Source organism: Streptomyces sp. NPDC050704 (assembly GCF_040654355.1).
Classification (GTDB): Bacteria; Actinomycetota; Actinomycetes; order Streptomycetales; family Streptomycetaceae; genus Streptomyces.
This window is the reverse complement of the sequence record NZ_JBFAHW010000042.1, coordinates 40,613-51,707: the sequence shown is the minus strand read 5'-3', so window position 1 is coordinate 51,707 and position 11,095 is coordinate 40,613. Positions and strand designations below refer to the sequence as shown.

Genomic DNA, 11,095 nt, shown 5'->3' with positions numbered 1-11,095 from the left:
ATGACCGAGCCGGCGCCCTTCGTGAAATGCCTGGTGTGGGACCTGGACGGCACCGTGTGGGACGGCACCCTGCTGGAGAACCGCGATGTGCGGCTGAGACCGGGGGTCATGGAGACGATCCGCACACTCGACGAGCGCGGCATCGTGCACTCGGTCGCCAGCCACAACGAGGCGGACGACGCGCTGGCCAGGCTCACCGAACTGGGGCTGGCGGACTACTTCCTGCGGCCACGGATCGGCTGGTCGGCGAAGTCCGTCCTGGTCGGGCAGGTCGCTCAGGCGCTCAACCTGGCGCCCGACGCCCTCGCCTACATCGACGACCAGACCTACCACCTGGATGAGGTCCGCTCGGCCGACCCCCGGGTCCGCTGCTACCCGGCCCAGGACGCGGCCCGGCTGCCCCGGCTCACCGAGTTCGACCCCCCGGTCACCGGCACGGCCCGCGACAGGCGGCTGCTGTACCTCAGTCAGCACCGGCGGGAGGACGACGAGCAGGCGTTCACCGGCCCTCGACAGGAGTTCCTCGACGGCCTGGGCACCGTGCTGACCGTCGTGCCCGCCGACACCGAGGACCTCGCCCGCGCCGAGGAACTCACCGTGCGCACCCACCAGTTGAACACCACCGGGGTGACGTACTCGCGTGCCGAGCTGGCCCGGCTGTGCCGTTCACCGGACCATGTGCTGCTGATGGTGGCGCTGCGGGACCGCTACGGCGACCTGGGCCAGGTGGGCCTCGCCCTGCTGCACACGGGTCCCGCGCTGTGGACCCTGCGGCTGCTCCTGCTGTCCTGCCGGGTGCTGGGCCGCGGCATCGGGGGCGCGCTGCTGGCCCATGTCGTGCAACGGGCGCACCGGGCGGGTGCCGTGCTGCGCGCCGAGTTCGTTCCCAACGACCGCAATCGCGTCATGCTCGTCACGCTGCGGTTCGCCGGATTCACCGGTGTCGGGCCCACGCTGTTCGAGCACCGGGGCGAGACCCCCGCGGTGCCCGGCCACATCACGCTCCGTGAGGTGGCCGCATGACGATCCGTGCCAGTTCCTCGACCGTGGATCCGTCGGACAGCAGCACCCGCAGCGACACCCGCACACCCAGCCGCCGGCGTATCCGGGAGACGATCAGCGCGCCGCGGATCGAGTCGCCGCCGAGGGCGAAGAAGTCGTCCCGCGGACCCAACGCGGGGTCGCCCAGCACCTCCCGCCAGATCTCCAGGATCGCCGCGCTCACGTCGGGATCCGAAGGAAGGGGCTGCGGTGGGGACATGGGAACGGCGTCTCCCTCCTCGGCCGGGCCGGCAACGGCACGAGTCACTATCCGGAGGCCCCGGGAACACTGTCAAGGCCGGAAGAGGTGAAGCGGTGAACGTCGAGGACCGACTTGTCCGGGTGGAAGAGCTGGTGCCGGGCCGGCGGCCCGCCCTGATATCGGTGAGTTTCACCGGCACGGAGGCGGGCCAGGACCTGGACCGGCTGCTGGCCACGGACGCCAGGGGCCGGGCGGTGTACCGCCTGGACCTGCTGGGCGACATGACGGTACTGCCCGGTTCGACGACCCTGCCGGATCTCGCCGCCGCCTACGCGCAGGAACTGGCCCGTCTCGACCCGCGGCCCGGCGCGCTCGTCGGCCATTGCAGCGCGGCCGCGCTGACCCTGGCGATCGCCGCGCGGATGGGGCCGCGCCCACCGCGGGTCTTCCTCCTCGACCCGGCCCGGCCCACCCACGATTCCGTCGCACGGACCTTCGCCGAACTGCGCCTGGGGCTCGGCCGCGAGCGGGACGGGGACGTGGACGTGGCGGAAGCCCTGCTCCGCCTCGCCGCCGCGCCCGCCGACGCACTCGACTGGATGACCGCGGTACTCGCCGGGGACGCCGTCGCCTTCTGTGCCGAGCAGGAACTCGACGAGGACGCCGCGACCGTCACCGGGGAACTGATTCCCCGCTACCGGGCCTGGCTCGCCTTCCTGCTCGCCGGCGTCGGCCACACGACCGGCCGGGCGGCCGGCACCGGCCCGGTGCACTGCCTGCTCTCCCGCGGGCGCGACCTGCCCGCGGGGCCGGCGGACCACGACCGGATGACCGTACGCCGACTGGATGTCGCCGCCGCCGACCTGACGAGCACGCCGGCGGTCCGTGAACTGCTCCTCGATCACCTCGACCAGCTGGAGGAGGCCGAGGATGAGTGACACACCGGTCGCGACGGGCCCGGCCCGGCACCCGGCCCGGCACCCGGCCCGGCCGGCGGGGCAGCCCGCCACGGGCGGCTGTCTGCACGACATGGTGGCGGACCACGCCCGGCGCGCCCCGGGGGCCGTCGCGGTGGAGTTCGGCGACGGGCACCTCACCTACGCCGAACTGGACTCCCGCGCCGAGACGTTGGCCCGCGGTCTACGGGAGCTGGGCGTGCGGCCCGGGCAGGTCGTGGGGATCGCCGTGGAGCGGTCGGTGGAGCTGGTCGTCGGCCTGCTGGGCATCCTGAAGACCGGGGCCGCCTATCTGCCCGTCGACCCGGACTATCCGCGGCGCCGGATCGCGTTCATGCTCGCCGACACCGGCGCCTCCGTCCTGCTCACCCAGCGGCGTCTGCTGCCACGACTGCCGGATCACGACCTCGTCCGCTGCCTCGACGACGACTGGCCCGCTGCCGCCGCCCGCGACACCCCGCCGGTGCCGGCGCACACCGCTCCCGACGATCCCGCCTACGTCATCTACACCTCCGGCTCGACCGGCACGCCCAAGGGCGTGATGGTCTCCCACACCTCCCTGATCACGCTGCTGCGGCCCTGCTCCTTCGCACGCCTCGACGAGGACGAGACACTGCTGCAGTTCGTCTCGATCTCCTTCGACGTCGCGATGTTCGAGCTGTGGGGGGCTCTCGTCAACGGGGGCCGTCTGGTCGTGGCACCACCCGGGCCGCTGTCCGCGGAGGAACTGGCCGACCTGGTCCAGCGGCACGGGGTGACGACCCTGTGGCTCACCGCCGGACTCCTGCCCCATCTGACCCCGCCGGTCACCCGGCGGCTGCGCGGGCTGCGGCAACTCCTCGCGGGCGGGGACGTGTTGCCGCCCAAGGCGTGCGCCGCCCTCCTGGCGGACCTGCCGGAAACCGCCCTCGTCAACGGGTACGGGCCCACCGAGGCCACCGTGTTCGCCGCCGCCCATCGCGTCACCGCCGACGGTCTCGAACCGTCGGTGCCCATCGGGCGGGCGGTCGCAGGCACCCGACTGCACGTGCTCGACGGGGATCTGCGGCCCGTCCCGGACGGCACCCCGGGAGAGCTGCACATCGGCGGCGCCGGGGTGGCCTTCGGATACCACGGCCGGCCCGCGCTGACGGCCCGCCGGTTCGTGCCCGATCCGTTCTCCGACCGCCCCGGCTCCCGGCTCTACCGCACGGGCGACCAGGTGCTGCGGCTGCCGGACGGCGCCCTGCGATTCCTCGGCCGCACCGACGGTCAGACGAAGATCCGCGGATTCCGGGTCGAACCGGGCGAGGTCGAAACCGCCCTCACCGCCCATCCGGGCGTCCACCACGCGGTGGTGACCGTCCTCGCCGGGGAGGACGCCGGTCACCGCCGGCTCGTCGGATACGTGGTCCTCCGGCCCGGCGAGGCGGCGAGGGAGGACCTGGTGGGGGAACTCCGCGAGCACCTGCGCCGCACCCTGCCGGACCACATGGTGCCCGGTGCGCTCCTCGTCCTGGACGCCTTCCCGCTGACGCCGAGCGGCAAGATCGACCGGGCGGCGCTTCCCCACCCGGCCGCCGCCGTCTCGGCCACGCCGTTCACCGCTGCGACGTCGGCGTTGCAGGACGCGGTGGCGGAGCTGTGCGCCGACGTGCTCGGCCTCGACCGGCCCCGGCTGGCCCCGCACGAGGACTTCTTCGCCCTCGGCGGTGACTCCCTGCTGGCCACCGGGCTGGTCTCGCGCATCCGCCAGGTGCTCGGCGTCGAGCTGCCGCTGCGGGAGGTGTTCGACCGTCCGACCCCGGCGGCGCTGGAGCCCAGGATCCGCGCCGCGCTCGGCGAGCGGACCGGCAGCCCGCCCGTCGTGCCCGCCCCCCGCGAGGGGCCGCTGCCCCTGACCCACTCCCAGCAACGGCTGTGGTTCCTGGACCAGCTGGAACCGGAAACGGCCACCTACAACCTGCCCTCGCTGTTCCGACTGCGCGGCGGCCTCGACGCCGCGGCCCTGCGCCGGGCGCTGCGGGAACTGGCCACCCGGCACGAGGTGCTGCGCACGGCCTACCCCGCGCGGGACGGAGAGCCCCGCCGGGTGTGCCTCCCGCCGGCGGACGTACCCCTCGCCATCGACGACCTGCGGGCACTGCCCGGCGACGAACGCCCCCGGCGCGCCACGCAGTTGATCGCCGAGGACGTCGCGACACCGTTCGACCTGGCGCGCGGGCCGCTGCTGCGCGCCCGGCTGGTGCGGTCGGCCGAGGACGAGCACCTCCTGCTGGTGACGGTTCATCACATCGTCTGCGACGGCTGGTCGATGGACGTCATCCTGCGCGACCTCAGCGAGCTGTACGCCGCGATCGCCGAGGAACGGCCGGCCGCCCTGCGGCCCTTGCCGGTCCAGTACGGGGACTACGCCGTGTGGCAGCGCGACCGGTCGAGCGGGCCGGCCCTGGAGGAGCAACTGGCCTACTGGACGCGGCAGCTCGACGAAGCGCCGCCGGTGCTGGAACTCCCCGCCGACCGGCCCCGACCGCCCGTGCGGACCTCCACCGGCGGCACGCACTGGATCGACATCCCGGCGCCGCTGGCCCGTGCCGTCGCCGACACCGCCCGTGCCGAGGACAGCACCGTCTTCATGACGCTGCTGGCCGCCTTCGCACTGGTACTGCGACGTCAGTGCGACCGCGACGACATCGTCGTGGGCACACCGGTCGCCGGCCGCACCAGCCTGGAGACCGAGGACCTCATCGGGCTGTTCATGAACACCCTGGCCCTGCGAGTGGACCTGTCCGGCGATCCGACCGTCCGCGACCTGCTGCGCCGGGTCCGCGAACTCACCGTCGACGCCTGCACCCACCAGGAACTGCCCTTCGAGCGACTGGTCGAGGCCCTGCGACCGGACCGCGACCTCGCCCGCACCCCACTGGTCCAGATCCTCTTCAACCACATCGTGCTCCACGAGGACGACGTGCGCGCCGGCGGACTGCACTGGCGGCGGGAGCCCGTCGACGAGGTGGCAGCCAAGTTCGACCTGAGCCTCTACGTATGGGAGGGGGCGCGGGGCACCCGCTGCCAGTTCATCTTCAACGCCGACCTGTACGACGCGGAGCGGATCCACTCACTGGCCGGGCAGTACCTGGAAGCGGTCCGTGCCCTGTGCGCGGACCCCTCGGCCGCACTGTCCTCGATATCGCTGAGCACGCCCGAGTGGCGGCGCCGCACCACGGCCCGGCCGCCCGCGCGGAGCGCTCCGCCCGACCTGGCCACCCGGATCCTGGACACGGCCGCTCGGCACCCGGACCGGCGCGCCGTCACCGGGCCGGAAGGCGACTGCACGTACGGGGAGCTGGTACTGCGGGCCGGTCGGCTGGCTGCCACCCTGCACGCACACGGTGTGGGGCGCGGTGATGTGGTCGCCGTGCCCGCCGCACGGTCGGCCTGGTCGCAGGCGACCGCCCTGGCCGTCGCGTGGACCGGGGCGGTGTTCGCACCCCTGGACCCCGCCCATCCCACCCCGTGGCTGCGGCAGCGCCTGGCACAGTTGCGGCCGGCCGCCGTGGTGGACCTGCACGGCGGGCACGACCTGGCCGGCCCGACCGTGATCCGGACGGAACACCTGCCCGACCGGGCGGCCGCTCCTCCGGCGGCCCGGACCGCGGATCCCACCGCCCCGGCCTTCGTCCTGTTCACCTCGGGCAGCACCGGCACGCCCAAAGGCGTGGTCAGCTCACAGCTTCCGCTCTGCCGCTTCCTGGACTGGCAGGCCGACCGCTTCGGCCTGGGCGAGCGGGACCGGTTCGGCGCACTGTCCGGTCTGGGCCACGACCCGGTGCTGCGCGACATGTTCGCCGGGCTGTGGTCCGGCGGCGAGGTGCACTGGCCGGATGAGGACAGCGCCCGCGAACCGGCCCTGACCGCCCACTGGCTGCGCCGACAGGCAGTGACCGCGCTCCATCTGCCGCCACCGCTCCTGGACCTCATCACCACGGCCGACGACACTCCCGTACCGGCGCTGCGCCACCTCTTCTTCGGCGCGGCACCACTGCGCCGCGCCCATGTGCGGGCGGCCCGGCGGTGGGCGCCGGAGGCCGAGTACGTAAATTTCTACGGCACCACCGAGACCCCCCAGGCAGCCGCCTTCTTCCCGGTGCCGCGCGGCCTGCGGCTGCCGGGCGTGCCCATCGGCACCGGCACCGCCGAGGCACGGATCCTCGTCCTGGACCCGTCAGGAACGCCCGCGGGCCCGGGCGAGCTGGGCGAGATCGCCGTACGGTCGCCGTACCTGGCGCTCGGCTATCTGGCCGACGACGGGCATCCGGCTCCCGGCGGGGACCTGGCCGTCGACCGGAACGCCTTCGCCGCCGGCCAGTACCGCACCGGCGACCTCGGGCGCTTCCGCCCCGACGGCACCGTCGACCTCGTCGGCCGCCGGGACCGCCGGATCGACCTACGCGGCTTCCGTATCGAACCGGCGGAGATCGAGACCGCGCTGGCTGCCCACCCGGACCTCTGGGAGGCCGCGGTGACGGCCCATGACGAACGGCTCGTCGCCTACGTGGTACCGGCCCCCGGCGCCGCGCCCACCCCGGGCGAGGTGCGCGCCCACCTGGCGGAGGTGCTGCCCGCTCAGCTGGTTCCGCACCGGGTCGTTCTCACCGACATGCTGCCCATGACCTCCAACGGAAAGGTGGACCTCGACGCGCTGGCCGCACTCGACCTGGCAGTCGCGCCGCCCGCGGCCGGACACCGGGCGCCTTCCGGAACAGTCGAACGTGAACTGGCGGCGCTGTGGCAGGAGGTGCTCGGCGCTCCCCCCGCGCACCGCGACCAGAGCTTCTTCGAGGTCGGTCATTCGCTGCTGGCCGCGCAGTACGTCGCCAGGATCCGCCAACGCCTCGGCGTCCGTGTTCCATTGCGCGCACTGTTCGCCCATCCGACCGTCGCGACGCTCGCCGGACTCGTGAAAGAGCCCGCCGGACTCGTCGAGGAGCCACGATGACTCTTCCCCGCCTTCGGGTCGACGTCGACCTCGACGCCGTCCGCGACAACGTGCGCCGCGCCGGAGAACTGGTGGGCGAGGCCGAGGTGATGGCCGTGGTGAAGGCGGACGGCTACGGGCACGGGGCGCACCGGATCGCCCGCACCGCCCTGGACAGCGGTGCCGCCTGCCTGGGGGTCGCCTTCGTGGAGGAAGGACTGCGGCTGCGGGAGAGCATCCGCGACGAGCCCGTCGTCGTGCTGACGGACCCCCTGCCGGGCGAGGAGCCCGACGCGGTGGCCCACGGCCTGACACCGACGGTCAGCGGCGAGGACTCGGTGCGTCGGGTGGCCGCGGCCGCCGACCGGCTGGGCCGGGACACCGCCGTCCACCTCAAGATCGACACCGGACTGCACCGGCTGGGCGCCGATCCCGATGAGGCGGGCCGGGTGGCCGCGCTGGCAGTCGAGCTGGGGTTGCGCGTCGAGGGAGTGTGGACGCATTTCGCCACGGCCGACGACCCGCACAGCTCGTTCGCCGACACCCAGCTCGACCGGTTCCACCGTGCTCTGGACGACCTGCGTGCTCTCGGCGTCCGCCCCCGCTACCGGCACGCCGCGGGCAGCGCGGCGGCCATGGCCCGGCCCGCCGCCCGGCTCGACCTGGTACGGCTCGGCGCGGTGTTGTACGGCATCCGGCCCGGCCCGGCCGTCCCGCACCTCGACGGCTTCCGGCCCGCACTGAGCTGGCGGAGCACCGTGGTCGCGATCCGGCGGGCCGACAAGGGCGAGCGGGTCGGCTACGGCCTGAAGTACCGACTGGAGACCGCGACGACCCTGGCGGTCGTGCCGGTCGGGTTCGCCGACGGGCTTCCCAGACTCCTCGGCAACCGCGGCCAGGTGATCGTCGGGGGCGGGCGCCGGCGCATCGCCGGTGCGGTGGCCATGAGCCACGTGGTCATCGACTGCGCTGACGACCCGGTGGCCGTGGGCGACGAGGTGGTACTGCTCGGCGCCGGCCAGGGGACGGAGATCAGCGCGGAGGAGTTCGCGCAGTGGTCGGGCAGCTCGGTCTACGAGACGGTGACCCGGATCAGCTCCACGGTGCCGCGCCGTTATCTCGGGACGTCGCGCGAGGACGCGAAGGGGGAGACCGATGGACCGGTCCGTTAGCGAGGCGGCCCGGGCCGAGCGGGAGGCCACCGCGCCGCCGGTTGCGCCCCGGCTGCCGCTGGCGGCCTTCGAGGAGCACGCCGCGCGCACTCCGGAGCGGGTGGCCGTGATCTGCGACGGCGTGCCGACCAGTTACGGCCAACTCGACGCCCGGGCCGACGGGTTGGCGCGGCTGCTGCGGGACGAGGGCGCGGGCCCCGAACGGATCGTGGCCCTGGTCCTGCCCCGGTCCACCGAGCTGATCGCCACTGTGCTGGCGGTGCTGAAGACCGGGGCCGCCTATCTGCCGGTGGACACCCAGCTGCCCGCCGAGCGGCTGCGGTTCCTGTTCGAGGACGCCCGTCCCGTGCTTGTGGTGACCGACAAGGACAGGGCGCCGACGCTGCCCGACACTCACGGTCCGCCGCGGGTGGTCCTCGGGGCGGCCTCGACGGAGCAGCGCATCGCCCAGTACCGCGGGGACGGTTCCCGGGCCGGTACGGATCCTCACGCCGGGGCACCCGACACGGCCGCGTACCTCATCTACACGTCGGGGTCGACCGGGCTGCCCAAGGGCGTGGTGGTGACCCGGGGAAATCTGGCGCACCTGCTGGCCGACATGTACGCCCGGTTCCCGCTCGGCCCGGGGGACCGGATGCTGGCCGTCACCACCCCGGCGTTCGACATGGCCGTGCCGGAGCTGTACCTGCCCCTGCTGCACGGGGCCGCCGTGGTGGTCGCACCGCGCGATGCGGTCAGCGACCCGCGGTCGCTGGCCGACGTCATGGTCCGCGACCAGGTCACCTTCGTGCAGGGCACCCCGACGCTGTGGCAGCTGGTCGCGGCGATCGTGCCCGAGGCCGTCCGCGGAGTCCGGCTCCTGATCGGCGGGGAGGCGCTGCCCGCCTCGCTGGTCGACCGGCTGCGCTCGCACGGCGCGCAGGTCATCAACGGCTACGGACCGACCGAGGCCACGGTGTACACGACCTTCGCTGCCCTCGACGACAGCCGCCCCGGGGCTCCCCCCATCGGCCGGCCGGTCGCCCATGCGCTGGCCTACGTCCTGGACAACGACCTGCGGCAGGTGCCCGCAGGCGCGGAGGGGGAGCTCTACATCGGAGGCCACGGCGTCACCCGGGGCTACTGGCGGCGGCCGTCCCTGACCGCCGCGGCGTACCTGCCCGATCCTTACGGACCTGCCGGTTCGAGGATGTACCGGACCGGCGACGTGGTGCGCCAAGGACCGGACGGCCAGCTGGAGTTCCTCGGCCGGATGGACGACCAGGTCAAGATCCGGGGCTTTCGTATCGAGCCGGGAGAGGTCGAGACCGTACTCACCGGCCATCCCGACGTGGGCCGCGCCGTGGTGATCGCACGCGCGGTCGCCGGCGGAGGAGCCGGCACCCGCCTGATCGGCTATCTCGTCCCGGGAGCGCACCCGGAGGCGGCGAGCCGTGCCCCGGACACAGCGGCGATACGCACCTATCTGGCCGACCGGCTGCCGCACTACATGGTGCCCTCGGCACTGGTCGTACTGGACGCCCTTCCTCTGACCCCCAACGGAAAGGTCGACCGGGCGGCGCTGCCTCCGCCGGGGTGAGCGCGGGCCGGGCGGGACACGAGGTGGCAACCGGCCCGGTCAGCAGTGGCGCAGCGGGTTGAAGTCACCGAACGTCGTGGCGGTGCGACAGGGCCGGCTGACGTGAAGGCCGGGCAGCGTCGGCGTTTCAGCCGGGGTGCGCAGCTGACGGTGGGCACAACCCGGAAGGGACACCGCATCGTGAATGGTCGACGGCCGCACCCGAGGCCGTTGCGGAGCATGCGGCGTCGCGATGTCTGAACGGTGCGATGACCTTCCGGACAGCTTCTGCGGCGCCCCCGCCGTTGTCGTCACCGTGCGCGATGGTGCTGAGCAGTTCCCGCAGGTGCAGGACGGGCATCCGGTCCTCCCAGCCGTCATCGAGCGGCGCGACCTGCTCGTAGACGGCGAAGAACCGCTCAGAGGCGGGCGGACGCGGCGAACACCACAACATGCTCAGATCCACTTCGGGCCAGGTGCAGGACACCGCAGGATCAATGAGTACCGGCGCGCCGGTACTGTCGGCGAGGATGTTCTCGCTCCACAGATCGCCGTGCGTCAAGGCCGGCGGCCGGGACGGGATCAGCTCGGGGAGCGCGGCGCACAGCCGCTCCACGGCCTGGCGCTCCTCACGGTCGAACGCCGCTTCGACCAGCGGCTCCGGCAACCACCGCAGGATCCTGCGCTCGGCGAAGAACACATGCCCGTCCTCCTCCCAGGCGTTGTCCTGGCGCATCCGCCCCAGCCAGCCCTCCCGGTGCCAACCGAACCGGTCGGAGACCCGCGATGTGTGCAGGCCGGCGACCATGTGCGCGAGTTGCTCCCAGAAGTCCTCGTCGTCGCGCCGTGGACCCAGCACCTCCAACACCAAGAGCCCCCGGGACGCGTGCAGCACGGCTGGGGTGTTCGCGCGGCCCCGCTTCCGCAAAGCGATCAGCCCGGCCGACTCCACCTCGAACACGTCCGCAGTCATGCCACGCAACGTCTTCGCGAAGACCCGACCGCCGTCACGTAACGTGGCCACCCCTGCGAGGGCAACCACGCCACCCGTCGCCGCCTCCACCGACTCCGCGGCAAACCCGGCTTCCCGCAGTCGCTCCTGAAGAATCTCCATCTCCGGCATCCGCGCATCAAAGCATCAGGCCAAGAACGAGTCCATGCTCGCGCCGGCATCGCCGACGTGCACATTGTGGCCCTTCCATTCCGAAG

At 73.3% G+C, this 11,095-nt stretch carries 7 protein-coding genes; 5 read left to right on the top strand and 2 right to left on the bottom strand.

Annotation, left to right across the window (positions count from 1 at the left end):
• Nucleotides 1-1,023, top strand: coding sequence for an HAD-IIIC family phosphatase (locus AB0I18_RS24680; RefSeq protein ID WP_363107732.1), 1,023 nt, complete (start codon nt 1-3; stop codon nt 1,021-1,023).
• Here AB0I18_RS24680 and AB0I18_RS24675 read toward each other — a convergent pair.
• A complete protein-coding gene (locus AB0I18_RS24675; RefSeq protein WP_363107731.1) occupies nt 998-1,261 on the bottom strand; it encodes an acyl carrier protein in 264 nt (87 codons plus the stop codon). The two genes, AB0I18_RS24680 and AB0I18_RS24675, sit on opposite strands and share 26 nt — an antisense overlap.
• Nucleotides 1,262-1,356: 95 nt before the next feature.
• On the opposite strand from AB0I18_RS24675, the gene AB0I18_RS24670 reads away from it, so the two are divergent.
• From AB0I18_RS24670 to AB0I18_RS24655, 4 genes are read left to right on the top strand one after another with little or no spacing between them, the layout of a single operon-like run.
• Nucleotides 1,357-2,181: a hypothetical protein gene (locus AB0I18_RS24670; RefSeq protein WP_363107730.1), complete on the top strand. Its 825-nt coding sequence runs from the start codon at nt 1,357-1,359 to the stop codon at nt 2,179-2,181.
• Nucleotides 2,174-7,177: an amino acid adenylation domain-containing protein gene (locus AB0I18_RS24665; RefSeq protein ID WP_363107729.1), complete on the top strand. Its 5,004-nt coding sequence runs from the start codon at nt 2,174-2,176 to the stop codon at nt 7,175-7,177. The genes AB0I18_RS24670 and AB0I18_RS24665 overlap by 8 nt, the downstream gene beginning before the upstream one ends.
• Nucleotides 7,174-8,328 carry an alanine racemase gene (alr, locus tag AB0I18_RS24660; RefSeq protein WP_363107728.1) on the top strand — a complete coding sequence of 385 codons (1,155 nt, stop codon included), beginning with the start codon at nt 7,174-7,176 and terminating at the stop codon, nt 8,326-8,328. Before AB0I18_RS24665 ends, alr begins: the two co-directional genes overlap by 4 nt.
• Complete coding sequence (locus AB0I18_RS24655) at nt 8,312-9,907, top strand: amino acid adenylation domain-containing protein (RefSeq protein WP_363107727.1); 1,596 nt, start codon at nt 8,312-8,314, stop codon at nt 9,905-9,907. The genes alr and AB0I18_RS24655 overlap by 17 nt, the downstream gene beginning before the upstream one ends.
• A gap of 127 nt (nt 9,908-10,034) precedes the next feature.
• On the opposite strand, the gene AB0I18_RS24650 is transcribed toward AB0I18_RS24655, so the two are convergent.
• Entirely contained in the window at nt 10,035-11,000 is a 966-nt protein-coding gene (locus AB0I18_RS24650) for a fructosamine kinase family protein (protein WP_363107726.1), read from the bottom strand.
• Between the last annotated feature and the right edge of the window lie 95 nt (nt 11,001-11,095).

Bases quoted from the DNA above. Each gene is read 5' to 3' on its own strand.
- AB0I18_RS24680 (WP_363107732.1), top strand. From the start codon at position 1: ATGACCGAGCCGGCGCCCTTCGTGAAATGCCTGGTGTGGGACCTGGAC.
- AB0I18_RS24675 (WP_363107731.1), bottom strand. From the start codon at position 1,261: ATGTCCCCACCGCAGCCCCTTCCTTCGGATCCCGACGTGAGCGCGGCG.
- AB0I18_RS24665 (WP_363107729.1), top strand. From the start codon at position 2,174: ATGAGTGACACACCGGTCGCGACGGGCCCGGCCCGGCACCCGGCCCGG.
- alr (WP_363107728.1), top strand. From the start codon at position 7,174: ATGACTCTTCCCCGCCTTCGGGTCGACGTCGACCTCGACGCCGTCCGC.
- AB0I18_RS24655 (WP_363107727.1), top strand. From the start codon at position 8,312: ATGGACCGGTCCGTTAGCGAGGCGGCCCGGGCCGAGCGGGAGGCCACC.
- AB0I18_RS24650 (WP_363107726.1), bottom strand. From the start codon at position 11,000: ATGGAGATTCTTCAGGAGCGACTGCGGGAAGCCGGGTTTGCCGCGGAG.